This is a genomic window from Ralstonia condita (assembly GCF_958405655.1).
Lineage (GTDB): Bacteria > Pseudomonadota > Gammaproteobacteria > Burkholderiales > Burkholderiaceae > Ralstonia > Ralstonia condita.
The window spans coordinates 226,080-250,191 of sequence record NZ_CATYWO010000002.1; the positions used below are offsets into that span (position 1 = coordinate 226,080).

Here is a 24,112-nt window from a genome sequence, read left to right on the forward strand (position 1 = left end):
AAAGCGTCAATAATCGGCATGGGTCGGCGTGACTTGGTCGTGTCGACCCGCCTCCCATGGACCACCTACTTGACGACCAACATGAACGCTCGAATCAAGACATCGCTGATCAGCTTGGCCGCAGCCATGACGATCGCCCCCACGATCGCACTCGCACACGGGAAACTCGAAAGCACCGAGCCTGCTGCGGGCAGTACGGTATCGGCGGTCACCAGCCCACTGCGCATGACCTTTAACGAAGCGCTGGAGCCTGCCTTCAGTACAGCGCACGTGACAGACGTCAAGGGCAGCGCCGTCACCACAGTGAAAGCAACGGTCGATCCTACCAACCCTCGTTCATTGACTGTCAGAGCGCCGAAGCTCGCGGCAGGCACATACTCGGTCGACTGGGCCGTCATGACGCACGACGGACACAAGACAACGGGCCGATATACCTTCACGGTGAAGTGATGAACGAAAGCGCCTTGAACGTCGCGCGCTTCGGATTGACCGCGCTGCAAAACCTCGGCTTTGCAGTGCTTGTCGGCACATTGCTCAGTGACGGCTGGCTCAAGCGCACCTCCTCTGCCTGGCAAGCCGATGTCACCGTGCGGCTTGCGAAAACATTCCGGGTCGCTGCCATCACTACTCTTGCGGTCAGCGCGCTCTACTTCTGGATTCACTGCGCCCAGATGGCGGATGCGCCGCTCTGGGAAGCGTGGCCAGCCGTTCTTTCCATGCTGCAAGCCACGGAGTTCGGCTATGCGTGGGCGGCCTCAGCGGTTTGCATCGTGACGGTCGTGGCGTTGTCTTTCGCCGCGTGGGAAACGCAATCGCACCGCCTGCGCGCGCTCTTGTGGACAGCGCTTGCCGGAGCGGCACTGGCACGCAGCCACGGTGGCCATCCCATCGATGCTGGCGCATTCAGCCTGCCAGTTTGGGTCGATTGGGTCCACCTGCTGGCGATCAGCGCCTGGGTTGGCCTCGTTTATGCTGCCGCGTTTATCGTGATGCCCCGGTGCGTGGGTGAGCGGCCAGCCGACCGGGGCAACGGAGCCAGCTATGTTCAGGCCCTGTCAAACGCGGCCACGTTTGCGCTTGCTGCGCTCGTGGCCACCGGCGCCTACAACGGTTGGAAAAACGTCGGTTCGCCTGCAAACCTGCTGGGTTCGACCTACGGGAAGCTGCTGCTTCTGAAGCTGGCGTTCGTTTTCACAGCGGCGGCGCTCGGCGGACACAACCGCTTGTTCGAGATGCCTGGTCTTCTTGCAGCGCTAAAGCAACCAAGCGCCGCTAATACAGCGGGAACTGGCCGGCGGTTCATAGGCGTGCTACGCATTGAAGCAGTCGTATTGACTGCGGCAATTCTTGTGGCTGCGGTCCTTACCGCCAGCGCGCTACCCGGAACCGAGTAAGCCTCCTTGCAAGCGGCGGCGTACGCCTGACGCGCCGCTTCTACTGCAGACATTGACCTTCCCTCCGTGGAAAGGTCAATCATGTGTCCTGGGTCAAAGAACGAGAGCCTTTCCGTATTGGCAGCAATGCCGTGCCGATAGCATTTCTATAATCGTTGAGCGGCGCTGATTCAGTAGACACGGCGTCTGAAACACAGAGGAGCTGTGCCCGATGGAAAAGCATCGTCCTCTTCACGGTGTGGAACATGGTCACATGCATCATGACAGCCACTCGCACGCGGTCCAGACGTCAGGCGAACGCGCTGAAATAGACCCGGTATGCGGCATGAAGGTCAGTGCCGACGCTAAGTTCAGCGTCGAGCACGAAGGCAAAACCTATCGGTTCTGCAGCGAGAAATGCGAGAGCACGTTCGTTGCGCAGCCGCAGAGATACCTATCACCGATTGAATCGGCACCTGTCGAAACGCAGGAAGGCACCGTCTACACGTGCCCGATGCACCCCCAAATCCGACAGGACCATCCAGGCAACTGCCCCATCTGCGGGATGACGCTTGAGCCGGTGATCCCCGAGTTGAGTGAAGACGAGAACCCGGAGCTTGCCGACTTCCAACGGCGTTTCTGGTGGACGCTGCCGCTGACGGCCGTGGTGTTCATCCTGGCCATGTTCGGACATCGCTACGGCTGGATGGCGCCCTCCGTCCAGAGTTGGGTGGAACTGGTTCTGGCGACGCCGGTTGTCGTGTGGGCGGGGCATCCGTTCTTCAAGCGCTGCATCCAGTCTTTCATTCACCGCAGTCCAAACATGTGGACGCTCATCGGGCTTGGTACCGGCGCCGCGTACATCTATAGCGTCGTTGCGACGGTGGCGCCCGGTGTCTTCCCGGAGACCTTTGCGGCCCACGGTCGCATCGGTGTGTATTTCGAGGCGGCTGCAGTCATCATCTCGCTGACCTTGGTCGGGCAGGTCCTTGAGTTGCGAGCGCGGTCTCAAACTTCCGCTGCCATCAAGTCTCTTCTCGGCCTAGCGCCAAAGACAGCACGCCGCCTCAATGCAGACGGCAGCGAGGAAGACGTTCCTTTGAGCCGCGTGCATGTCGGCGACCGCCTCCGTGTGCGGCCTGGCGAGAAAGTCCCCGTTGACGGTGTCGTCATCGAGGGTACCAGCTCACTCGACGAGTCCATGATTACGGGCGAACCCATTCCCATCACCAAGCGGGTGGGTGACCATGTGATTGGCGCAACGATGAATGCCGCCGGCAGTCTGGTCATCGAATCCGAGAAGGTCGGCTCCCAAACGGTCTTGTCCCAGATTGTGCAGATGGTCGCGCAGGCGCAGCGGTCCAAGGCACCGATGCAGCGGATGGCCGACAAGGTAGCCGGTGTATTCGTGGTTGCGGTGGTGGCGATTGCCGTGCTCACCTTCTTTGCGTGGGGCGTATTCGGGCCGCAGCCGAGTTGGGTCTACGGCCTCATCAACGCTGTGGCGGTACTCATCATTGCCTGTCCTTGCGCCCTTGGCCTTGCGACGCCCATGTCCATCATGGTGGCCAGTGGCAAGGGGGCGACAACCGGCGTGTTGTTCCGCGATGCAGCGGCCATCGAGAACTTGCGCAAGGTCGACACGCTTATCGTCGACAAGACCGGGACGCTGACTGAAGGCAAGCCGGCCTTCGAGCGCAGCATTGGTACCAATGGGTTTTCTGACATTGAGGTCCTGAGGCTCGCAGCCAGCCTCGACCAAGGCAGCGAACACCCGCTTGCCGCCGCGATCGTAGAAGCGGCACGTCAGCAGAACCTGACGCTCGACAAGGCGGAGCACTTCGAATCGAGCACGGGCATCGGCGTGCGCGGAACCGTGGCGGGCAGAAAGCTTGCGCTTGGCAATACCGCACTCATGCAGGCAGAGGGCACTTCGGTGGCCGCAATACGCCAGGCAGGCGACGCACTGCGCGCGCATGGGGCCAGCGTCATCTACCTGGCGGTTGACGGTGCGCTGGCAGGGCTGCTGGCGGTATCCGACCCAGTCAAGGCGACCACGGCAGAGGCGCTCAAAGACCTCAAGGAGAAAGGCATTCGTGTGGTGATGGCGACCGGAGACGGTGTCCTCACAGCCAGGGCCGTCGCAGAGAAACTTGGCATCGCTGAGTTTCATGGCGAGGTCAAACCCGCGGACAAGCTGGCGCTGGTGAGCAAGTTCCAGCGCGAGGGCCGCGTTGTCGCCATGGCGGGCGACGGCATCAACGATGCCCCGGCTCTGGCCAAGGCTGATGTTGGCATTGCGATGGGGACCGGCACCGACGTCGCCATGAACAGCGCCCAGGTCACCTTGGTGAAGGGCGATTTGCGCGGCATCTCCAGGGCTCGCCGTCTGTCGGAAGCGACCATCGCCAACATGAAGCAGAACCTGGGATTCGCCTTCGTCTACAACGCGTTGGGGGTGCCGCTGGCGGCTGGCGTGCTTTACAGCGCCACGGGCCTGCTGTTGTCGCCCATGATTGCAGCACTCGCGATGAGCTTGAGCTCCATATCGGTCGTCTCGAACGCGCTGCGCTTGAGGCGAATCGACATCTGAGCCACGCCACTCGGTGATGGCTGCGCGCTTCAGGTGCTTCGCATCATGCTGGAAAACGCCCTCAGCCTGGGTTCGCCAGACGGTTGTCTTCGCCAGCGTCGTTGACGCCGCAGCAGCATGACCTTGATGAGGTGCAGGCTGGCGATGCGCTTGCCGCCAGCCCGTCCGCTTCAGACGCGGATGCGTGTCTTCGCACCAGCCGCAGGAGAGCCGGTCGACAAGAACGTCGCCGCAGCGACACAGCAGGAGGCGTTCTGAATGATGCCGCCTGGCGCGGCTTCAATGCCCAGCCCAAGCCCAGCGATGCCACTGCCAAGGTCGCGCCACAACCTGTCGGTTTGCCAGCCAGGAAGGTTAACGCGGGCCCAGCACTTCGCTCAGGGAAGACGCCGGCACCCCCTGCTTCATCCGCAGAGCACCATCGGAGTCCCGCCACAGAATGGCAGGCGTGGCCTGAAAACCGAGGGACGCCATCAGTCTCTCGTTCGCGTCGAGCTTTCCCTTGACGGCAGCCGGTATCGTGGCGACCGGCTTCAGCCCGGCGTCGTCCAACGGTTTGGGGTGGCCGCTGGAGAGCACCTTCGCATTGAGGCTCACGTGGCTCTGCTCATAGGCATTGAGCGCTGCTGCAGGATTCTTGTCCGCCAGCAGTGCAGCGGCTTTGCCAGCACTGGTCGGCGTGAGGATCCCGACCATGATGTGACGAAGTTGGACCTTCCCACTGTCAACCCACGGCCGCGCGTCCGCCCAGAACTTGTTGCAGTAAGGGCAATTCGGATCGGTAAACACGTACACCTTGCGCGGCGCACTGTCCCGCCCGTCGGCGATCCAGGTCGCGTGTGCGAGCTCCGCCCATGCGCGTTCTGACATCGGCTTACGCACCGCTTCTTCCAGGGGAGCGCGGGTCAAGTCATTGCCGCTTGCATCAAAGACGGTTCCGGCAATCACGTGCTTGCCGTCCGGCGTGACATAGAGCGCGACGGGCTGCTCTTCCATGAAGCCAGCGTAGCCTGTCAGCCCAGTCGGGGCCGCCATCTTTCCGACGATGGTCACCCCTTTCTTTTCCAGCGCTTGCAGCGCTGCCGGCTTCTCCTGGCTGTAGGCCGCGACAGAAGCCGTCGACAATGCAACGGCGGTCAGCCACGAAACGGGGCCAAGGGAGAAGGTCTTGCGTGAGTGGTTCATAGCTGAGGGCGGGTGAACGTTCGGCTGCATGCTCCTGCCTGCCAGGAGCAATACAATATGCCTAACGATATAGTATTGATAAATATACTATGAATGTGTATATCGTTCAGGCGTCGACCACTCCCGCCCTGCTACCGAATGGCGACAATGCGGGCTGCCGAAACACACGCCTGGACACACTGCTCGCATCCGGCCTACCGGCGCGATGGCGGGTGCAGTGGCTTGCTTCCCCCTACTCACGTCAACGCGCAACATACGGTAGCGTCGCCCGCCTTCGCAGGTCATATCGATCTGCGCCCCCATCGCATCGACCGCATGGGCTTCGAACAAGCTCGCGTAGCGCTTGCCGTTGGCGCGGATGCCTGCCGCAACGCCAGCGTAGAGGTCGGCCCTGGTGAGGGGACGGCCCTTCGGATACGGCCTTTTAACGAACGGCCTGGTCGACAGGGCACCGATTCCCTCACCTGGCTCGACAAGCGCAAGTGCCTCGAGCACGCCATGGCACACGTCGTTGGCACGCAGGCGGGTGCGGAGCAGCCGATTGCGCGCTTGCCCATCGCGCGTGTCACAGGATGGACATCTGGTTTTGGTACGCTCGTTCCACAATTGCGAGCAACCCCAAGCAGCACACCGATGGCCGCACGACCGGTTCAGTTTGAAAGAGAAGACGCCTTACAGCTCGCGCTGCAGACCTTTTGGCGCCATGGTTATGAAGCGACGCCGGTCGCCGCTCTCGCCGACACCATGGGATTGTCCAAATCGTCCCTGTACAACAGCTTCGGCTCGAAGCGAGACCTCCTTCTGGAAGTGATCGCCAAGTACGCTGAAGCAAGATCGGCTGCTATCCGACGGGCAAGCGAATCGCCCGGGCGCCTCGAACGGTTGCAGGAATTATTGGTTGCCGGAACAGCCGACAACGATGACGGCCAAGGTTGTCTCCTCGTGAACATGGCAACGGAACTCGCCGCGCACGACGATGACGTCCGGCAAAGCGTACGGGCCGGGTTCTTCACCATGGCACAGGCGTTCGGACAACTTCTGATTGCCGGAAAACAAGCCGGCGAGTTCGATGAACGTCTCGATGCAACAAAGACTGCACAGCGGCTTCTGAACACGGCGGTCGGTCTCTGTGTGCTGACCAAGGCAGGCTTTTCTGCGCTCGAGCTCAGCCCGGTGATCGAACATCTCCTGGCCGACCTCCGTGCCTGACGCTCAGCACCCATCGTCGCTGCCGCAACGGCCAGGTCCAGCGGCGACCGCATCCACCGGAAGCACACGCCAGTGAACGACGCGGCTCCCGATGACGCTTTCCAGCCCTCGCCTGACCGGCACAGTGTCGCCGGCCCAGGCAGCGGCGCATCGCCTGCCGTGAGGTTGCCCGAGGGCGGCCGCCCCCGCTGGGCCTCCGCTGAAGAACGCCTGCACTGATCCGACCGCCACTTCGGCCTTGTCAACGCCTGAAACGCCATGCGTCCCCAAACCTCTCTTCTCGGACTGCCTCGCCAGGGTAGCGCCCTATCCGTACCGCCTCCGCCCATGTCCATTGCGGACTGCATGGAGAACGGGCTTCTGCACACCGTATTTCAGCCCATCGCAAACCTGCCTTCCGGCGAGTTGCTCGGCTATGAGGCACTGATTCGCGGACCTGCCGGTTCCCCGCTCGAGCGTCCGCAGGCGCTCTTCGAACAGGCGCAGCGCGAGCACTGCGTCATCCAGCTCGAGCGATTCGCGGCAAGGTTGAGCATCGAAACCTTCGGGCAGCTGAAGCTGCCGGGCAAGCTGTTTCTGAACCTGAGCGCGGATGCCATCCGCGAAATCGACCACTGCGAAGACGATGTACGCGCCTTCATGAGTCGCCAGCAATTTGCCTTCTCTAGAATCGTCATCGAACTCACCGAGCAAGCGAGCCCAATGCCCCTGGACTCGCTTGAAGCGTCGCTGCGGCGTATTCGAGAAGCCGGAGCCCAGCTTGCGCTGGATGACTACGGAACGGGAAACGCCAACCTTAGCCTGTGGATTGCCCTGCAACCCGACTACGTCAAGATTGACCGGTCCATTGTCGATGGGGCCGCGCGTTCTGCCTTCCGTCTTGAAGCGCTGCGCTACCTGAAGGGACTCGCGACCGCGAGCCATGCCCTGTTGATTGCCGAGGGCCTCGAGAATCTCGACGACTTACGGGTCTGCCGCGATATCGGCATCGAATGTGCCCAAGGCTTCGTCTTCGGCAGGCCGAGTACCACGCCGGGGCACAGCGTGCAGGGGCCTGCGCTGGAAGCCATCAAGGCCAATGTGATTGCCGTGTTTCCGGAAACGGTCAAAGTCCCGCAACGTGCTTTTTCAGCAAGCCGGTTGTTGATCAAGGCGCCGAGCGTGTCGCCCTCCGCATTGAATAACGACGTGCTGGACGTGTTTACCAGGCACCCCGCGCTCCACGCCGTTGCCGTTGTCGAGCAAGGGCGAACCGTCGGCCTCATCAACAGGCATACCTTCGTGGATGCGTATGCGCACCCGTATCACCGGGAGCTCTATGGCAGGAAGAGTTGCATGGAGTTCGCGAACACCTCTCCCGTGGTCGTGGAAAGAAGCGCGACGATGGAGGCGCTGGCAAATGTGCTGACCGCGCAGGACCAGCGGTATCTCACCCAAGGGTTGGTCATCGTTGAGCAGGGCCAGTATGTTGGCCTGGCGACGGGCGAAGCATTGGTCCGTGCCGTTACGGAAATACGGATTGAAGCGGCACGCTACGCGAATCCGCTCACGTTCCTGCCGGGCAATATTCCCATCGATGCGCATATCAAGCGGCTGCTGGCAAGCCAGGTGCCGTTTCATGCGTGCTATTGCGACCTGAACAGTTTCAAGCCGTTCAATGATCAGTACGGCTATTGGCATGGCGATGAAATGCTGAAACTGGCCGCAGCAACCCTGACACAGGCGTGCGCGCCTCAGAAGGACTTTCTGGGGCACGTGGGCGGGGACGACTTCCTGATTCTTTTCCAAAGCGACGATTGGGAGCGCCGGATCCGCGAGGCGATGACGCAATTCGATGCCAGGGCTGTCCAGCTATACACACCCGCGGATATCGCGGCGGGCGGCATCCGGAGCGAGGACCGCCACGGCGATCTGCGTTTCTACGGCTTCGTATCGATTGCGGTCGGCGTGGTCCCCATCCAGGCAGGCGCCGCCGTCGATGGCGACACCATCGCAACCTTGGCCGCGGCTGCAAAGCGCGAGGCCAAGCGATCCGCCGAGAACTTCTTCATCTGGCGCGACGACGCGCTGGACCCTGCACGCAATGCCTGATGGGCACTGCAGCCGGTGGGCGCGGGACGTCTGCCACTGCCTGCGATAGCCAGCTCATCCGTCTTCAAGCGCGGCGACGGACACGCCGTTGCGCTCACGCGTCTCATCCGCGAACCGGTCCTGGCGCCATGTGCCGCACGCGCCGCATTCAGACTGTTTGAATAAGAGCCACGCCTCTACTTCGCAAACCTGTCACGGAAGCGTCCAGGGTGCGCTGCTACTGTCCGCGCGATCCAAAGACACCCTCTGGACCGTTCATCCGCAGGAGAAGCAGCGTGACTCAGAAAACTTCAACGGCGCGTTTCCGCACGCGCCGCCGATTGCTTGGCGCAGCCGCCGCCACGCTGGCAGGTGCGGGCCTGTCGGCGTGCGGAGGTGGCGGCGATGGCAGCGTCGCAGGCGACCCGTCCAGCTCGTCAGCCGTCGGAAACCCGCCCGCGCCAGCGCAACTGGTGCCGCCAATCTTGCCCACCCCGGCACAGTCCGGCATCGACCATGTCGTGCTGGTGGTGATGGAAAACCGATCGTTCGACCACTATCTGGGCTGGCTGCCCGGCGCTGACGGAAAGCAGGCTGGACTCCAGTTCATCGACGCGTTTGGCAACCTGCAGAATTCCTTCCGCCTGGCGACCGACCCGAAATATGGCTTCCAGGGCTGCGGCTTTGCCGATCCGGATCACAGCTACGAGGGCGCGCGCACCCAGCTCGACGGCGGGAAGATGGACGGATGGCTGCTCACGGCTGACACCAACAAGACGCCTGGCGACCTGTTCCCCATCGGCTACTACCAGGCCGAGGATCTGTCTTTCTTCGGATCCGCCGCTCGCGATTGGACGGTATGCGACAGCTACCACTGCGGCATTCTGGCGGAGACGTATCCGAACCGGTTCTACCTGATGTGTGGCGAGACCGACCGGCTGCACAACTCCAATGCAACCTGTTCACTGCCGACCATCTTCGATCGCTTTGCCGAGAAGGGCGTATCGGCCAACTATTACTTCAGCGACGTGCCGTTCACGGCGCTGTTTGGTACCAAGTATCTCAATACCTCCAAACCGTTCGCGACGTTTCTGACGGACGCCGCCGCCGGCACCCTGCCTGCGTTCTCATACGTCGATCCGCGCTTTACCGGGGAGAACCCGCAAGGCATATCGGCCGATGATCATCCGAACTCGGATATCCGCAACGGGCAGGTCTTTCTCAATCAGATCTATGACGCCGTACGTAATGGACCGGGTTGGCAAAAGACGCTGCTGATCATCACCTATGACGAGTGGGGCGGCTTCTTCGACCACGTGCCGCCGTTCAAGCGCCCGGTCTCTGCCGCAGAGACACAGTTGGGCAACGATGGCTACCTCGGCTTCCGTGTGCCGATGGTGCTGATCGGGCCGCGGGTCAAGCGCGGGCACGTCAGCCATTGGCCGCTCGACCCAAGCTCAATCCATCAGTTGCTGACCTGGCGCTTCGGACTGAATGCCCTTGGCGCGCGTGGCGGGCTGCCGGACACCAATTCGATCGCCTACGCGCTCGATTTCGTCGCTCAGCCGAACCTGGCGGCGCCGGCCTACCCGGTGCCACAAGGCCCGTTCGGGGGCGTGTGCTCTGGCTCCATCACCGGCAGCGTCCCCGGCATCAGCGGCGTTCCTGGCATCAGTTCGCTTCGCACGATTGCCACGTCGTTGGGTTTTCCTCTTCCTTGAATCATGGCCATCATGCGAATCTCCAAATTGAACTGGCTGACCAGCGGCTTCCTCGCTGCCTTCCTTGCCTGCCTGCTGACGGGCTGCGGCGGGGCGAGCGATGCGACCAACGCAACCGGCGGGTCGTCGGCCGCAGTGTCGCCGGCTCCAGCCTCGCCACCCGCGCAGGCCCCGGTGACGCCAACCGCAAGCCGGATCGGCCATGTGTTCGTGATCGTGCTGGAGAACAAGGGCTATACCCAGACTTTCGGCTCTGGCAGCCAGGCGCCTTACCTCGCAAACACGCTGGCAAGCCAGGGCGCGTTGCTGACGCAGTACTACGGTACCGGCCACAACAGCAACGATAACTACCTGACCATGATCAGCGGCCAGGCACCCAATGCGCAGACACAGGCCGACTGCCAGTACTACACCGACTGGCTAGGCACCATGAGCCCCGATGCCAACGGGCAGGTGACTGGAACCGGCTGCGTCTACCCCGCCGCCATCGGTACGATCGCCAGCCAACTGGACGCCAAGGGATTGGCCTGGCGCGGCTATATGGAAGACATGGGCAACGATCTCACGCGCGACGGCCGACCGACCTGCTCCCACCCCGCGCTCAATGGCAAGGACGGCACGCAGTCCGCCACCGCGACGGACGGATACGCGACGCGCCACAACCCGTTCATGTATTTCCACTCGGTGATCGACAACCAGTCGTACTGTGACAGCCATGTGGTACGGCTCGATTCGCTGGCCACCGATCTGAACAGCGTTGCAACCACGCCCGCGTTCTCCTTCATCGTGCCGAACCTGTGCAACGATGGTCACGACGAGCCCACCTGCGCGGACGGCAAGAGCGCAGGCGGACTGCCGGCGGTCAACCGGTTCCTGCAAGCCTGGGTGCCGCAGATCATCAACTCACCGGCGTTCCAGTCCGATGGCCTGCTGATCATCACCTTCGACGAGGCGGATACGAATGACACCTCGGCCTGCTGCGGTGAGCCGACCGGGCCAAACTCGGTGGCGCCGGGCCTGACCGGCCCTGGCGGTGGCCGCGTCGGCGCGGTGGTGCTCTCGCCCTTCGTCAAGCCGGGCACGATCAGCAATACGCCCTACAACCACTATGCCCTGCTCAAGAGCATCGAGGATGTTTTCGGGGTGTCCCATCTCGGCTACGCCGGCATGAGCGGCCTGCAGGGTTTTGGCAGCGACGTGTACACGGCAGCGCCTTGATGTTTCGATCGGGCCTGCCCGGGCCTGCACTCGCCGGCGGTCGGCTGGACTGCGATGTCATCGTTTCAGAAGTCGTGTCAGCTGCGCGGCGGGGCCCCATGTGGCCCTGCCGGAATTTCACGCATACTTCGGGCTCAACAGTTGCACGCAGCCCATGGACAACAGCCTGCATTCGCCTCGCCTCCGGTACGCAAGCAGCCCCCTTGCCGTACTCGCCGTCTTCCTGAAGCTCGGCTTGACGTCATTCGGCGGACCGGTCGCGCACATCGGGTACTTTCGACGCGAATTCGTCGAGCGCCGGCGCTGGCTCGACGATGCGGCGTTCACCGATCTGGTGGGCCTGTGCCAGTTCCTGCCGGGCCCGGCCAGCAGTCAGGTCGGCTTCTCGATTGGCCTCCTGCGGGCGGGGTGGCTCGGCGGGTTCGCGGCCTGGTGCGGATTCACGCTGCCGTCCGTGCTGCTGCTCATCGCCTATGCCGCGATCTCGCCAGCGCTGGGCGGGCCGCTTGGTGCGGGACTCGTCCATGGGTTGAAGCTCGTTGCAGTCGGCATCGTTGCGCAGGCCGTCTGGGACATGGCTCGCAAGCTCTGCCCGGATCTTCGGCGCGCAGGGATTGGCTTGGCTGTTGTCGTGCTCTTGGGCTTGCTGAGCTCCGCCTACGCGCAACTGATCGCGATTGCGCTCGGCGCGATTCTGGGCCTCGTGCTGTGCCGGGGCGTGGTCCTGCCCGGCACACCGGGTGCCACCGCGCACCATGGCCAGTTCCTGGTATCGCGCTACGCTGGCGTCATCGCCCTCGCGCTCTTCTGCGGGTTGCTGTTCGGGCTTCCCTTCCTGTCGCATGCCGGTCCGGGTGCGGCGATTCGTGTGTTCGATGCGTTCTATCGCTCCGGTGCCCTGGTGTTTGGTGGCGGGCACGTCGTGCTCCCCCTGCTGCAGGCGCAAACGGTCGCAACAGGCTGGATCTCTTCAAACGCCTTTCTCTCCGGATACGGGGCCGCGCAGGCGGTGCCCGGCCCGTTGTTCACCTTTGCCGCGTTTCTCGGTTGGCTGACACCCGGGATGCCGAGCCATTGGGCGGGCGCGGCGCTCGCTACCGTGGGCATCTTTCTGCCCGGCCTGCTGCTCGTCGTGGCTGCATTGCCTTACTGGCAAGCCTTGCGCACACGTCGATCGATGGTGGCGTTGCTCGCGGGCGTCAATGCGGCCGTCGTCGGCGTGCTGGCCAGCGCCCTGTATTCACCGGTCTGGACGAGCGCAGTCAAGGGGCAGCTTGATTTTGCGATCGCCGCCGTTGCGTTCTTCCTGCTGGTTCGGTGGAAACTGCCGCCGATCGTGGTCGTTGCCCTCTGCGCGATTGCGGGGGTGGCCTGCGCATAGCGCTTGCCGAGCGTCGCGCGAGCGCCCTCGCAACGCCTCGCGCCGATCACTGGAAATGATTCTTCCATTCGCGCAGGGCGGCAAATGCCTGCCAGCAGCGAGTCCGCGGGCCACACGCACCCGACAGGCGCGCTCTCGGCCCCCGCAAAGCAACGCGCAGGCGCGCAACGCCGAGGGGAGCGCCGTTGCAGCGTCCCCACCACGGACGGTTTTCGAAACCGACGGCGCCCGCCCCAACGCTGGGACGGGCGCGCATGACGCACTACCGGCCGAGGTCCTTCGCCGAGACGCCTGCGATACCCCAGTTCTCCTTGGGAACGTCGTGAATCCAGACACGAACATTCTCTTTCGGAGCGCCGGTCGCCTCGACAAGCGCGGCGGTGACTTTTTCAATGACGGCACGTCTTTGCTCGACCGTGCGGCCCTCGATCATGTAGATCTGTGCAAATGGCATGGTGTTCTCCTGGATACCTGCAAATCAACGGAATGCGCCTGCGCTCAGGCCGCCTGTTCAGGCAACAGGCCGCGCTGGCGGGCCATGGTAAGCGCGGTGTCCTCGATCATGTCTTCCTGACCACCCACCATGCCGCGCCGGCCGAGTTCGACCAGCAGATCACGCGCGGGCACACCGTATTTCTTCTCGGCGCGCTTGGCAAACAGCAGGAAGCTGCCGTAGACGCCCGCATAGCCCAGCGTGAGTGCGTCCCGGTCAATGCGGATGGGGAAGTCCATGATGGGCACCACCAAATCCTCCGCCACATCCTGGATCTTCCACACATCCACGCCGGTACGGATGCCCATGCGGTCGCACACCGCCACCAGCACCTCCATCGGCGTATTGCCCGCACCGGCCCCGAGCCCCGCGGCCGCTGCATCGATGCGCGTGGCACCACACTCGATGGCCGCAATGGAATTGGCGATCCCCATGGCCAGGTTGTGATGGCCGTGGAAACCCAGTTCGGTCTCAGGCTTTAGCGCTTCACGCACGGCAGACAGACGCACCTTCACATCGTCCGGCAGCATGTAACCCGCAGAGTCCGTGATGTAGATGCAGTTGGCACCGTAGCTCTCCATCAGCTTGGCTTGCTTGACGAGCCCCTCAGGGCTGTTCATGTGCGCCATCATCAGAAAGCCCACCGTGTCCATGTCGAGCTTGCGCGCGTAGCTGATGTGCTGCTCCGAGACATCGGCCTCGGTACAGTGCGTGGCCACGCGAATCGTATGCACGCCCAGCTCACGCGCCATCTTGAGATGATCGACGGTACCGATGCCGGGCAGCAGCAGCGCCGACACCTTGGCTTGCTTCATCAGCGGAATGACGGCGCCCAGGTATTCCTCGTCGCTGTGCGCGGGAAATCCATAGTTGAGCGAGGAACCACCCAGCCCATCGCCGTGGGTGACTTCGATCAGGGGCACGCCGGCCGCGTCCAGGCCCTGCGCAATCGTGCGCATCTGGTCGAGCGTCATCAGGTGGCGCTTGGGGTGCATGCCGTCACGCAACGTCATGTCATGCACGGTAATGCTCTTGCCTTGCAGCGTAGTCATGTGAAGGTCCTCGTCAGGCGGTTTCAGTGGCAGACGCGGCCGTGCCGGCGCGCAGGTTCAGTTCGCCCTTGATCATCTCCTCGGCAAACATCTCGGCCGTGCGCGCGGCTGCGGCGGTCATGATGTCGAGGTTGCCGGCGTACTTGGGCAGGTAATCGCCCAGGCCCTCGACCTCCAGGAACACGCTCACGCGGTTGCCGTCGAACACCGGGCCGTTGACGAGCTTGTAGCCCGGCACGTACTTCTGCACCTCTTTGATCATCGCGTGGATCGACGCGGTGATTGCCGCCTGATCCGGCTCGGTTTCCGTCAGGCAATGCACGGTGTCGCGCATGATCAGCGGCGGCTCAGCCGGGTTGATGACGATGATGGCCTTGCCCTTCTTCGCTCCGCCCACACGCTCGACCGCACCGGCCGTGGTACGCGTGAATTCATCAATGTTCTTGCGGGTGCCCGGCCCCACCGACCGGCTCGACACCGTGGCAACGATCTCGCCATACGCCACGGGCTGCACGCGGCTGACTGCCGCCACCATCGGGATGGTCGCTTGCCCGCCGCAGGTCACCATGTTGACGTTCATCTCTGCGCGGCCCAGATGCTCCTTGAGGTTGACCGGCGGCACGCAGTACGGGCCGATGGCCGCAGGTGTGAGGTCGATCATCAGCACGCCCAGCGCGTTGAGCTTGCGTGAGTTCTCGGCATGAACGTAGGCGCTGGTGGCATCGAAGGCAATCTGCACGCCATCGGCCAACACGTGGGGCAGCAGACCGTCCACGCCTTCGGCGGTGGTCTTGATGCCCATCTCGCGCGCACGCCTGAGGCCGTCGGATTCGGGGTCGATGCCCACCATCCATACCGGTTCCAGCACGGGGCTGCGCTGCAGCTTGGCCAGCAGATCGGTGCCGATGTTGCCGGGGCCGATCAGGGCGCATTTGATCTTCTGGGTCATGGTTGCGGTCTCCAATACGCAATGTTCAACTTGGCATTCAATTCACGAAGCGCATCGACACGTTGCCCAGGTCCTGGAAACGCACGCATACGCTGTCGCCCTCGGCCACCGCAATGGCTTCGGTCACGCCGCCGGTCATGATGAAGGTGCCAGCCGGGATCTCCTGGCCGCGCGCGCCCAGATGGTTGGCCATCATGGCCACGGCCGCTGCCGGGTGCCCCAGCACCGCTGCACCTGCCGCCATGGCGACAGCGCGGCCATTCTTCTCGAGCACCACGCCCAACGTACGCAGATCCAGTTCCTCCAGATTGCGGGAACGGCCACCCACCACGAAGCGCGCGGCCGACGTGTTGTCGGCAATCACGCTCTTGAGGTCGAATTTGAAATCGCGGTAACGGCTGTCAATGATCTCGACAGCCGGAATCACGAAGTCGATGGCTGCCAGGACATTGCCGACATGGCAACCCGGACCACGCAGCGGCGCCTTGGTGACGATGCAGATCTCGGCTTCCACCTTGGGGTGGATCAGCTCCGACATGCGAATTTCACTGCCCTCCGCACGCGCCATGTCCTCGCTCACGAAGCCGAAGACCGGCGTTTCAACGCCCATCTGCTTCATCTTCGCGAAGGAGGTCAGCCCCGCCTTCAGGCCGACGGTCTTCAGCCCTCGCGCTTCCTTGCGCCGACGGATCTCATCCTGGATGTCGTAGGCATCGGCCCAGTCCATGTCGGGGTATTCGTCGGTGATCTTGGTGATGTCGCGCACGTCCAGTTGCGCGGATTCCACATGCGCGGCCAGCGCTTCAATGGTTTGGCGATTCAGTGCCATGGTGTGTGTCTCCTCGAGGTTGCGTCGGGTCAGATGAAACGCACCGAGGTGCCACCGAGGCCGCCCACGCTGCAGTGAAGGCTATCGCCGGCCTTGACCGGCACGAGCGGCGATTGCGAGCCGGACAGAATCACATCGCCGGCCTTGAGCGCGATGCCGAGCCGCCCCAGCGTATTCGCCAGCCACGCCACCGCATTGACAGGCGAGCCTTGCACCGAGGCGCCGCAGGAGGTGCTTACGATCTCGCCGTTCTTCTCCAGCACCATGCCGGCCAGCGCCAGATCGAGATCCCTCGGGCTGCGGCGCGTGCCGCCCAGCGTGAAGACGCCGCACGAGGCGTTGTCGGCCACGGTGTCCTGGATCTTGATCTTCCAGTCGCGGATGCGCGAATCGACGATCTCGAAACACGGCATCACACAATCGGTTGCACGCAGCACGTCGGCCGCCGTCACGCCAGGGCCGCACAGGTCGCGCGAGAGCACGAAGGCCACCTCGGCCTCGGCCTTGGGCGCGATCATCTTGCTGGTGTCGACTGCCTCGCCTTCGTTGAACACCATGCCCGAGAGCAGATGGCCGAAGTCGGGTTGGTTGACACCGAGCATGTCCATCACGACCTGGCTGGTCACGCCGATCTTCTTGCCGATCACGGTTTCGCCAGCTTCGATGCGGCGGCCGATCATGCGCAACTGGATCTGGTAGGCATCGTCGATGGTGATGCCGGGTTCGCGGTCGGTCAGCGGCTCCACCGGGGTGCGTGAGCGCAACGATTCGTACAGCGCGTCGCCGTAGTGTTGGATCTTGAGAGCGTCCATATGAAGGTCTGCGTAAGAGATGGGTTCAGGCGACCGCGCCGGCGTCGGCCTCGGCCAGGAAGTTGTTCACCAACTGGGCAAAGCGCGCGCTGTGCTCGATCTGTGTCCAGTGGCCGCAGTGGCCGAAAACGTGCAGTTGGCTGTTGGGAATCCAGTCGGCCAGCGTGAACGAGTTGGATACGGGGATCACCTGATCCTCGCGCCCGTGCAACACCAGTGTTTCGTGCGGCAGCGCGCGGATGTCGGCTTCGGCGCTCGCCATGGCATCCACCCAGCGCTGCCGAGGCGCGGGGAACATGGCGGCATAGGACTCCTGCACACCCGGCACGATGGTGGCCTCGTAGCGCAGTTGCGCCAGTTCGTCGGTCACACGGCCGCGGTCGTAGGCAAACACGTCGAGCAGACCGCGCATGGCCTGGAGCGACGGCGTATAGCCCCACACGGCATCCAGCGCCGGCGTGATGGCAAACGGAACACCCACCGCGCCCATCAGCACCAGCCGCCGCACACGCTCGGGCGCGCGAATGGCGAGCGCGATTGCCAGGCCGCCGCCGAAGGAATTGCCGACCAGATCGACCTGCGGCAAGTCCAGTGCATCCAGCAGGTCGATGGCCTGCTGCACCCACACCTCCATGTTGTAGGTCTGACCGGCGGGGCGGTCACTCTGTCCGAAGCCCAGCATGTCGGGCGCGATCACGCGGCGCTGGCGGGCCAGCGCAGGCATCACCGGCCGCCAGTTGGCCCACGCGCTCACACCCGGGCCGGACCCATGGATCAGCAGCACCGGTGCGCCCTGCCCGATATCGTGAACATAGGTTTGCACCGTACCCGTGCGGACATAACGGGCATCCGCGCCTTCGAGGTTGATCGTGCTCATAGCTTCACCATCACGTTGCGCAGCTCGGTATAGAACTCCAGCGAATGCACACCGCCCTCGCGGCCAATGCCGGAAGCCTTGGCGCCGCCGAATGCCGTGCGCAGGTCGCGCAGGAACCAGCTGTTGATCCAGCACAGCCCCACCTCAACGGCGCGCGCCATGCGGTGCGCCGTGCCCAGGTTCTGCGTCCACACCGTGGTGGCCAGGCCGTAGTCCGTGGCGTTCGCCAGCGCGATGGCCTCTTCCTCGGTATCGAACGGGGCAATGTGGCAGCAAGGGCCGAAGATTTCTTCTCGGATGACGCGGGCGCTCTCGGGCAAGCCGGTCCAGATGGTCGGCTGCACCCAATGGCCCTCGGCCAGCGCGGCAGGCATGTCGGGTGCCCCGCCGCCGGTGACCACCGTGGCGCCCTCGGCTCGCGCCAGTTCGTAGTACGACATGACCTTGGCCTTGTGCTCGGCAGAGATCAACGGGCCCAGTCCCACGCCCGGCTCGCCCGAAGGGCCGATCTTCAACGCCTCGGCCTTCTCTTTCAGTGCTTGCACAAACTTGTCGAAGATCGGCCGCTGCACGTAGACACGCTCGGTGCCCAGGCAGACCTGCCCACAGTTCTCGAACGCACTGCGCGTGATGCCAGCCACTGCCTTGTCGAAGTCGGCATCGGCAAACACGATGCCCGCGTTCTTGCCGCCCAGCTCGAAGCTCACCGGCCGCACGCCCTTGGCGGCTGCCGCCATGATGGCCTCGCCCGTGCGCGTCTCACCCGTGAAGGTGATGCCGTTGACGCCGGGATGTCGCGTGAGGAACTCACCGGCTGACCCGGGCCCGAAGCCGTGCACGACGTTGTAGACACCCTTGGGAATACCCACATGCGCCATCACCTCGCCCAGCAGCGTGGCGGTGGCCGGTGTCTCTTCCGACGGTTTGACGATGACGGTGTTGCCGCAGGCCAGCGCAGGACCCACCTTCCACGTCATCAGCAGCAACGGCAGGTTCCACGGGCACACCACCGCCACCACGCCCAGCGGTGAGCGCAGCGCGTAGCTGACGGCCGTACCGCCATCGGGCGTGGCCATCTCGAAGCTCTCGGTGGGCACGTTCTTCACGATGTCGGCAAACACCTTGAAGTTGGCCGCGCCGCGCGGAATGTCGATGTGCGCCGCCAAGCTGCGCGGCTTGCCGGTATCGGCCAGCTCGGCTTCAAGAAAATCGTCGAAACGCCGGTTGATCTCGTCTGCCACCGCGTGCAGCAACTCGACGCGCTTGACCACGGTCATGCGGCCCCAGTCGCCATCCAAGGCGGACCGAGCGGCGGCCACGGCGGCATCCACCTCGGCCTGCCCCGCCTCGTGAACCAGACCGATCACACGGTTGTCCACCGGCGCACGGTTCTCGAACGTCTTGCGGGTGGCGACAAATTCGCCATTGATGAAATTGAGGAATTGCTTCACGGTTGGATTCCCGAAACAAACGGTTCTTCTTTTGATTGAGGAGAGCTCTTCACGACAGGCCGATCGCGTGCAGCCCTGCGCGGGCACACGCCTCGTCCTGCTCAGCCGAGCCGCCAGACACGCCAATGCCGCCGATGCGCTCGCCCGCCGCGATGATCGGCAGGCCACCGCCAAACATCACGAGCCGCGGACGCTCCGCCAGCCCAATACGCAGCATGTCGTCGCCGGCCAGCAAGGCACCCCACTGCGCGGTGGGAAAACCGAAGCTGGCCGCCGTGTAGGCCTTGTCGATGGCAATGTCGATCGAGTGCAGAAAGGCGCCCGACATGCGTGCGAAAGCCACGAGCGCGCCGCCGCCATCGACCACGGCCACGTTGATGCGCAGCCCCTGCGCCTGCGCCGACTCCACCGCCGCCGCAACGGCAGCCTGGGCCGCGGGGAGCGTGATCTGGCTGCGTGCTTCGCTGAGGAAGGTGGCGTCGTGTGCAGTACGTGTGGACATGGCAAGACGGGACGTGGAGATGACGGGTCAGGCGGCTCGGGAAACAGGCTCGGACGGATCAGGTGTACACATCGGTGAACGACGGCACCGCTTCGCCGGTGTGGTAGAAGATGCCGGTCCACAGCTTGTCTTCACTCCACGTGGTGACGGGACGATCCGGCTGCGCGAGGTAGCCCAGGCCGGCGAATGTCTCGTTGCGGTTGCCGCTGGGGTCGAAGAAGTAGATCGTCTCGCCGCGCGTGATGCCGTGACGCGTGGGTGCCACGTCGATCTTCGTCTGGTTCTTGGCCATGACATCCGCGGCCTTCAGCACGTCGTGCCACGAGTCCAGGAAGAAGGCAATGTGGTGCAGGCCGCTGCGCGGACCACCGACGAATGCGATGTCGTGCGGCGTGGTGCTGCGGGCCAGCCATGCAGCCGCCTGTACGCAACCGTCCGGGCCGACGACCACCTGCTCCGTCAGGAAGAAGCCCAGCACCTCCTGCATGAAGCGCGTGTTATCGGCAACCGTGTTGACGCCGGCTTCCGGGTTCAACTCGCACATCAGCAGGGCATGATCCAGCCAGTGCACGCCAGCGCCCTTGAGGTTGTCGGGCCACGGGTCGGGGTTGCGGCTGCCCACCTCGGTGCCGACCACCTCCTTCATCGCATAGAGCCGCATCTCGTGACCGCTCGGCAGATTGAACTGCAGCATGCGGCCGGTGGCTGGCAGCGAGCCTTCGGGCAGCATCACCGTCTTCAGGCCCCACGCTTCGATCTTGGCCTGCAGCTCGTCGAGGTCGGCGTCCTTCTCGACCTTGTAGGCGAGGTGGTTGAGGCCGGCCTGATCCGACGGCGTGAGGATGAGCGAATACTTGTCCCACTCGTCCCAGCACTTGAAGTAGACGTTGCCGGCGTTGTCCTGCATCGTCACCTTCATGCCGAGCACGTTTTCGTAGTGCCGCACGGCGGCGGCCATGTCCATCACCTTCAGGCTGGCATGCCCGATTCGTAGAACACCCATGCTTGTCTCCTGGTTGATCAAACTCACTGCGGTTTTGTGTCGGACTGCGCCCCCGCAGATGCGGCGAAGCCTCTGGAAAACGGCTTTTCAAACTTGCCCAGCACCGCCAGCCGAACGGCGGTCAGCGGCGCTTCACGACAGGCCAATGTCACGCCCTGCGCTTCTTCGTCGGCGCTGACGTGGGCACGGCTGAGCGGCCCCAGGCGCGCGGTGCTGCCATCCAGCACGCGCACCTTGCACACGCCGCAGCCGCCGTTGACGCAGCCCACGGGAATGCCCTTGCGCCCCAGGCGCAACATGCCCGTCAGCAAGCTTTCGGTGGTCGCGCATGCGTAGTGCTCCTGGGTCTGTTCCACGCATACGTCCACCTTGGGTCGGGTATCCAGCATCGCGTGGCTCTCCTTTCAAACCCGCTTGAACAGCGGGCTGCGCTGCGCATTGGCATCGGCGGCCGAGAGGAATTTCTCGGTGTAGATGTCGTCCTCGAACAGCCGGCCCTGCATGAGCGCGCCGATGGCAGCCTCCACCATCGGCGGCGGCCCGCACAGATACGCCTTGTGCCCCGCAAACTGCCCGTTGAAATGCGCCTTGGCGGCATCGTGCGCAAAGCCGCGCGCACCGTCCCAGGCGCTTCCCTCGGGCTCGTTCGACAGCACCGGCACGTAGCTGAAGTTCGGGTGACGATCCGCCAGCGCGACAAACTCCGCGTGGCCATACAGCTCTTCGCGGCTGCGCTGGCCATTGACGAGCGTGATGGGCAACGTGCAGCCCTGCTCCAGCAGATCGAGGATCATCGAGCGCGGGCTCGACAGGCCCGACCCGCCAGCAACGAACAACATGGGCTTGGCGGCCGACTGCCGCACGAAGAACCGGCCGTACGGGCCCGTCACGTGCAGCGTGTCACCCACCGCAAGCTGCTCGTGCAGCACGCCGGTGCCGGCGCCGCCGGGTACGCGGCGTACCTGCAGCTCGATCTCACCGCACCGGTCCACCTCGCTCGGCGCATTGGCGATCGAAAAGGCCCGCCGTTGCCCCAGCCCCGGGATCTCCACCATCACGTACTGGCCGGCCTGGAAATCGATCGGCTGATCGAGCTTCAGGCGCAGCCCCTTGATGGTGGGCGTGAGCGTGTCGATGCGCGTGACCGTGCCCACAAAGTCCCGCACGGGAATGACGCGCGCATCCGGCTCGTCGTCCACATCGGCTTCGATGCAGACATCGCTGAGCGCCGTGGCACAGCACGCCAGCGTCTTGCCCTCTTCGCGCTCGATATCCATGAGCGCGAAGGGGTTGGCTGCACCGTGATCCACTTCGCCGCTGGTGACCTGCACCTTGCACGTACCGCACAGTCCGTGGCCGCACGCATGCGGGATGTACACCCCCGAGCGCAACGCGGCGTCGAGCAGGGTCTGGCCCTCGGCCACGTCCAGCGTGGCGCCGAGGGGCTCGATGGTGAGTTGATTGCACATGGCTTAACTGCACGAACCCTTGATGCCGGTGAGACCCGGCGTGCGAAAACGGATCACGTCCTTGTGGCCCAGGCCGTTCTCGGCCAGCGACTTGGCCGCATCGGGCGTCCAGGGCTGACCGGACTTGAACCACTGCGCCGCATTCCAGTCGATACGCTCGAAGTCCGGATGCTCGGCGTAGATGCCAGGCAGCACCTGGGTCATCAGCGCGCCGAACGGCATGTCGGGCGGCAGCGGCAGGCAGACCGGCGCGCAGAACATCAGGTGGTCTTCCCACCCGATGTAGAGCAGCGGCGCGGGAAAGTTCTCGCGCACATCCTTCATCGGAAACTTGTAGGGCGCGGCTTTCGGGTTGGTCACGACGCTCATGCTGATTCTCCTGTCCAGGCGGCGAAGTTCTTCTGGTCTTCCGAGCCTTCGAAGTCGAAGTTGTCCCGTCCGATGTTCATCTCGTAGTACTTGAGCACGGCCATCAACGGATCGAAGCCTTCGGCTGTCGGGTCGGTACCCTCCGGGAAGCAATGGCCCTGATAGATCTGGTGCACCGGCAGCCAGCTCTGCACATACTTCTCGGGTTCATCGTCGAAGATGTGTTTGCAGTGGTCCGAGCAGAAGTGGTACTTGTTGCCGAAGTAGTCGCTCTCGCGATAGGCGATCTTGGTGGCGTCGCCCGGTTCGGTGAAGAACATCGGCACCTGGCAGGTCGTGCACAGCATCGGCAGCGTCTTGTTATAGAAGCGGCGTCCTTCCTCGGCCCGCTCGCGCCAGAATTCAAAGCGCGGGCGATACAGCGTGTCGAAGGACTCCGGGTACTTCTCCGAGAGCCATTGCATCTCTTCGTCGCTCGGAACCCACGTGTGGAACGGTGCGGCCGCGCCGTAGTTGTAGAACGTGGCCCATGCCTGGTGGCTGATGTGGTCCTTGCCTTCGCAGGCGTCCTTCCAGCCCGCCGGCTCACGGATGCCATAGCGCGCCAGATCCTTGAACAGCGCGCCGCCGTTGCCCTCGGCGTACATCTCCCAGGCCTCCTTCCAGCTCATCACGCGCTTGGGCAGCATGTAGTCCTGCATCATCGCGACGATGGTCAGCAGCCGGTAACCGCGCCAGAACCACTTGTCGATCCAGCGCTGAACGATGGGAACGTTGTCGGGGTCCTGCTCCAGCATGAACTTGATGCACTCGATGCCCAGCGTCATGTGGCGCGACTCATCGGACTGCGCAGAGAAGCCGAAGGTGACGGTGCTCATGTCGCCGTTGTGCGCGGCGCCGGACATGAACGGCACGAACAGCAGGTTGGTCAGCACGTACTCGAACGAGAAGCTGACCGCCGTCAGGAACTCGAAGGGGCCGGCCGTGCACGCGTCTTCGAAGAACGACTTCGGCACCGACAGGTACCAGACACGATCGAACCAATGGTTCGGGCTGTGCATGCCGTTGAAGTACTTGTTGTAGTGCGAGATCGCATGCGTCTCGGTCTGGTAGTGACGCAGTTCGTCGATGGACTGCATCTGCGCGGCCACGCGCGCACCTTCGCCCGTGAACTGGCGCCCCACGTGGGCGAACCCACGGTGCGCGTTGTATTCCAGCGGCGTGACGCCCTGGATGAACAGCTTGAGCGCGTTGACGTAGCGCGCATCGCTGATGCCGAGCTGGCCGTTGTTCTGCGCGAAAGCCTCAATCACGGCGTAGAGCTTCTTCTCCTTCTCGCCCTGGTACTTCCAGTACGCATCCATGGTCAGGCGGAACGGGTCTTGCCACTTGTCCCAGTCGTGGATCTTGATGCCCTCGTAGGTGTCGTAAGGGAAGACCTTGTCCATGGGTTGGTAGGTGGTTTCCCAGCCCAGGCCACGGGTCATGGCGGCGTAGCGTTCCTTCAGGCCAAGCTTCTTCTTGGCAACACGGGTATCCATCGGGTGTCTCCTCTC

At 63.6% G+C, this 24,112-nt stretch carries 22 protein-coding genes; 8 read left to right on the forward strand and 14 right to left on the reverse strand.

Annotation, left to right across the window (positions count from 1 at the left end; translation table 11 throughout):
• Positions 1 to 81: 81 nt before the first annotated feature.
• From R2N03_RS07605 to R2N03_RS07615, 3 genes are all read left to right on the forward strand, one after another.
• The gene (locus tag R2N03_RS07605; protein WP_316657778.1) at positions 82 to 450 is read left to right on the forward strand and encodes a copper resistance CopC family protein; all 369 of its coding nucleotides are present in this window, start codon (positions 82 to 84) and stop codon (positions 448 to 450) included.
• Positions 450 to 1,394: a copper resistance D family protein gene (locus tag R2N03_RS07610; RefSeq protein ID WP_182557837.1), complete on the forward strand. Its 945-nt coding sequence runs from the start codon at positions 450 to 452 to the stop codon at positions 1,392 to 1,394. Before R2N03_RS07605 ends, R2N03_RS07610 begins: the two co-directional genes overlap by 1 nt.
• 211 nt (positions 1,395 to 1,605) lie before the next feature.
• Positions 1,606 to 3,966 carry a heavy metal translocating P-type ATPase gene (locus R2N03_RS07615; RefSeq protein WP_316657017.1) on the forward strand — a complete coding sequence of 787 codons (2,361 nt, stop codon included), beginning with the start codon at positions 1,606 to 1,608 and terminating at the stop codon, positions 3,964 to 3,966.
• A 354-nt stretch (positions 3,967 to 4,320) separates the two neighbouring features.
• Here the strand turns inward: R2N03_RS07615 and dsbG are convergent, their stop codons facing one another.
• Complete coding sequence (dsbG, locus tag R2N03_RS07620; RefSeq protein ID WP_316657019.1) at positions 4,321 to 5,181, reverse strand: thiol:disulfide interchange protein DsbG; 861 nt, start codon at positions 5,179 to 5,181, stop codon at positions 4,321 to 4,323.
• Positions 5,182 to 5,466: 285 nt separating this feature from the next.
• Here dsbG and R2N03_RS07625 point away from each other — a divergent pair, with 285 nt between their 5' ends.
• From R2N03_RS07625 to chrA, 5 genes are all read left to right on the forward strand, one after another.
• On the forward strand, positions 5,467 to 6,360 hold the full coding sequence (locus R2N03_RS07625; protein WP_041668678.1) for a TetR/AcrR family transcriptional regulator: 894 nt from the start codon (positions 5,467 to 5,469) through the stop codon (positions 6,358 to 6,360).
• 327 nt (positions 6,361 to 6,687) lie between these two features.
• On the forward strand, positions 6,688 to 8,451 hold the full coding sequence (locus R2N03_RS07630) for an EAL domain-containing protein (protein WP_182557834.1): 1,764 nt from the start codon (positions 6,688 to 6,690) through the stop codon (positions 8,449 to 8,451).
• A gap of 275 nt (positions 8,452 to 8,726) precedes the next feature.
• Positions 8,727 to 10,151 carry an alkaline phosphatase family protein gene (locus R2N03_RS07635; RefSeq protein ID WP_012430573.1) on the forward strand — a complete coding sequence of 475 codons (1,425 nt, stop codon included), beginning with the start codon at positions 8,727 to 8,729 and terminating at the stop codon, positions 10,149 to 10,151.
• Between the two features lie 3 nt (positions 10,152 to 10,154).
• Complete coding sequence (locus R2N03_RS07640) at positions 10,155 to 11,369, forward strand: alkaline phosphatase family protein (protein WP_012430574.1); 1,215 nt, start codon at positions 10,155 to 10,157, stop codon at positions 11,367 to 11,369.
• A gap of 154 nt (positions 11,370 to 11,523) precedes the next feature.
• Positions 11,524 to 12,750 carry a chromate efflux transporter gene (gene chrA, locus R2N03_RS07645; protein ID WP_316657031.1) on the forward strand — a complete coding sequence of 409 codons (1,227 nt, stop codon included), beginning with the start codon at positions 11,524 to 11,526 and terminating at the stop codon, positions 12,748 to 12,750.
• 262 nt (positions 12,751 to 13,012) lie between these two features.
• Here the strand turns inward: chrA and thmT are convergent, their stop codons facing one another.
• Genes thmT through R2N03_RS07710 form a run of 13 tightly spaced genes read right to left on the reverse strand, consistent with a single transcriptional unit; the run spans position 13,013 to position 24,097 of the window.
• Positions 13,013 to 13,204 carry a 2-hydroxymuconate tautomerase gene (gene thmT / locus R2N03_RS07650; protein WP_012430576.1) on the reverse strand — a complete coding sequence of 64 codons (192 nt, stop codon included), beginning with the start codon at positions 13,202 to 13,204 and terminating at the stop codon, positions 13,013 to 13,015.
• 44 nt (positions 13,205 to 13,248) lie between these two features.
• Positions 13,249 to 14,295, reverse strand: a complete 1,047-nt coding sequence (gene dmpG / locus R2N03_RS07655) for a 4-hydroxy-2-oxovalerate aldolase (RefSeq protein ID WP_012430577.1) — start codon at positions 14,293 to 14,295, stop codon at positions 13,249 to 13,251.
• Between the two features lie 13 nt (positions 14,296 to 14,308).
• Complete coding sequence (locus R2N03_RS07660; RefSeq protein WP_316657035.1) at positions 14,309 to 15,244, reverse strand: acetaldehyde dehydrogenase (acetylating); 936 nt, start codon at positions 15,242 to 15,244, stop codon at positions 14,309 to 14,311.
• Positions 15,245 to 15,281: 37 nt separating this feature from the next.
• The gene (gene dmpH / locus R2N03_RS07665) at positions 15,282 to 16,073 is read right to left on the reverse strand and encodes a 2-oxo-3-hexenedioate decarboxylase (RefSeq protein ID WP_012430579.1); all 792 of its coding nucleotides are present in this window, start codon (positions 16,071 to 16,073) and stop codon (positions 15,282 to 15,284) included.
• A gap of 29 nt (positions 16,074 to 16,102) precedes the next feature.
• Positions 16,103 to 16,885, reverse strand: coding sequence for a 2-oxopent-4-enoate hydratase (gene dmpE / locus R2N03_RS07670; RefSeq protein WP_012430580.1), 783 nt, complete (start codon positions 16,883 to 16,885; stop codon positions 16,103 to 16,105).
• Positions 16,886 to 16,910: 25 nt separating this feature from the next.
• Positions 16,911 to 17,762 carry an alpha/beta fold hydrolase gene (locus tag R2N03_RS07675; protein WP_316657039.1) on the reverse strand — a complete coding sequence of 284 codons (852 nt, stop codon included), beginning with the start codon at positions 17,760 to 17,762 and terminating at the stop codon, positions 16,911 to 16,913.
• A complete protein-coding gene (locus R2N03_RS07680) occupies positions 17,759 to 19,213 on the reverse strand; it encodes a 2-hydroxymuconic semialdehyde dehydrogenase (RefSeq protein ID WP_316657040.1) in 1,455 nt (484 codons plus the stop codon). The genes R2N03_RS07675 and R2N03_RS07680 overlap by 4 nt, the downstream gene beginning before the upstream one ends.
• Positions 19,214 to 19,262: 49 nt before the next feature.
• Positions 19,263 to 19,715: a GlcG/HbpS family heme-binding protein gene (locus R2N03_RS07685; RefSeq protein WP_012430583.1), complete on the reverse strand. Its 453-nt coding sequence runs from the start codon at positions 19,713 to 19,715 to the stop codon at positions 19,263 to 19,265.
• 58 nt (positions 19,716 to 19,773) lie between these two features.
• Complete coding sequence (locus R2N03_RS07690) at positions 19,774 to 20,718, reverse strand: catechol 2,3-dioxygenase (protein ID WP_012430584.1); 945 nt, start codon at positions 20,716 to 20,718, stop codon at positions 19,774 to 19,776.
• A 23-nt stretch (positions 20,719 to 20,741) separates the two neighbouring features.
• Entirely contained in the window at positions 20,742 to 21,107 is a 366-nt protein-coding gene (locus R2N03_RS07695; protein WP_012430585.1) for a 2Fe-2S iron-sulfur cluster binding domain-containing protein, read from the reverse strand.
• Between the two features lie 15 nt (positions 21,108 to 21,122).
• Positions 21,123 to 22,187: an NADH:ubiquinone reductase (Na(+)-transporting) subunit F gene (locus R2N03_RS07700; protein ID WP_012430586.1), complete on the reverse strand. Its 1,065-nt coding sequence runs from the start codon at positions 22,185 to 22,187 to the stop codon at positions 21,123 to 21,125.
• 3 nt (positions 22,188 to 22,190) lie between these two features.
• Positions 22,191 to 22,556, reverse strand: coding sequence for a phenol hydroxylase subunit P4 (locus tag R2N03_RS07705; RefSeq protein ID WP_316657043.1), 366 nt, complete (start codon positions 22,554 to 22,556; stop codon positions 22,191 to 22,193).
• Positions 22,553 to 24,097: an aromatic/alkene/methane monooxygenase hydroxylase/oxygenase subunit alpha gene (locus R2N03_RS07710; RefSeq protein WP_316657045.1), complete on the reverse strand. Its 1,545-nt coding sequence runs from the start codon at positions 24,095 to 24,097 to the stop codon at positions 22,553 to 22,555. The genes R2N03_RS07705 and R2N03_RS07710 overlap by 4 nt, the downstream gene beginning before the upstream one ends.
• Positions 24,098 to 24,112 lie beyond the last annotated feature (15 nt).

Bases quoted from the DNA above. Each gene is read 5' to 3' on its own strand.
- R2N03_RS07605 (WP_316657778.1), top strand. From the start codon at position 82: ATGAACGCTCGAATCAAGACATCGCTGATCAGCTTGGCCGCAGCCATG.
- R2N03_RS07610 (WP_182557837.1), top strand. From the start codon at position 450: ATGAACGAAAGCGCCTTGAACGTCGCGCGCTTCGGATTGACCGCGCTG.
- R2N03_RS07615 (WP_316657017.1), top strand. From the start codon at position 1,606: ATGGAAAAGCATCGTCCTCTTCACGGTGTGGAACATGGTCACATGCAT.
- dsbG (WP_316657019.1), bottom strand. From the start codon at position 5,181: ATGCAGCCGAACGTTCACCCGCCCTCAGCTATGAACCACTCACGCAAG.
- R2N03_RS07625 (WP_041668678.1), top strand. From the start codon at position 5,467: ATGGGCTTCGAACAAGCTCGCGTAGCGCTTGCCGTTGGCGCGGATGCC.
- R2N03_RS07630 (WP_182557834.1), top strand. From the start codon at position 6,688: ATGTCCATTGCGGACTGCATGGAGAACGGGCTTCTGCACACCGTATTT.
- R2N03_RS07640 (WP_012430574.1), top strand. From the start codon at position 10,155: ATGGCCATCATGCGAATCTCCAAATTGAACTGGCTGACCAGCGGCTTC.
- chrA (WP_316657031.1), top strand. From the start codon at position 11,524: ATGGACAACAGCCTGCATTCGCCTCGCCTCCGGTACGCAAGCAGCCCC.
- thmT (WP_012430576.1), bottom strand. From the start codon at position 13,204: ATGCCATTTGCACAGATCTACATGATCGAGGGCCGCACGGTCGAGCAA.
- dmpG (WP_012430577.1), bottom strand. From the start codon at position 14,295: ATGACTACGCTGCAAGGCAAGAGCATTACCGTGCATGACATGACGTTG.
- R2N03_RS07660 (WP_316657035.1), bottom strand. From the start codon at position 15,244: ATGACCCAGAAGATCAAATGCGCCCTGATCGGCCCCGGCAACATCGGC.
- dmpH (WP_012430579.1), bottom strand. From the start codon at position 16,073: ATGGCACTGAATCGCCAAACCATTGAAGCGCTGGCCGCGCATGTGGAA.
- dmpE (WP_012430580.1), bottom strand. From the start codon at position 16,885: ATGGACGCTCTCAAGATCCAACACTACGGCGACGCGCTGTACGAATCG.
- R2N03_RS07675 (WP_316657039.1), bottom strand. From the start codon at position 17,762: ATGAGCACGATCAACCTCGAAGGCGCGGATGCCCGTTATGTCCGCACG.
- R2N03_RS07685 (WP_012430583.1), bottom strand. From the start codon at position 19,715: ATGTCCACACGTACTGCACACGACGCCACCTTCCTCAGCGAAGCACGC.
- R2N03_RS07690 (WP_012430584.1), bottom strand. From the start codon at position 20,718: ATGGGTGTTCTACGAATCGGGCATGCCAGCCTGAAGGTGATGGACATG.
- R2N03_RS07695 (WP_012430585.1), bottom strand. From the start codon at position 21,107: ATGCTGGATACCCGACCCAAGGTGGACGTATGCGTGGAACAGACCCAG.
- R2N03_RS07700 (WP_012430586.1), bottom strand. From the start codon at position 22,187: ATGTGCAATCAACTCACCATCGAGCCCCTCGGCGCCACGCTGGACGTG.
- R2N03_RS07705 (WP_316657043.1), bottom strand. From the start codon at position 22,556: ATGAGCGTCGTGACCAACCCGAAAGCCGCGCCCTACAAGTTTCCGATG.
- R2N03_RS07710 (WP_316657045.1), bottom strand. From the start codon at position 24,097: ATGGATACCCGTGTTGCCAAGAAGAAGCTTGGCCTGAAGGAACGCTAC.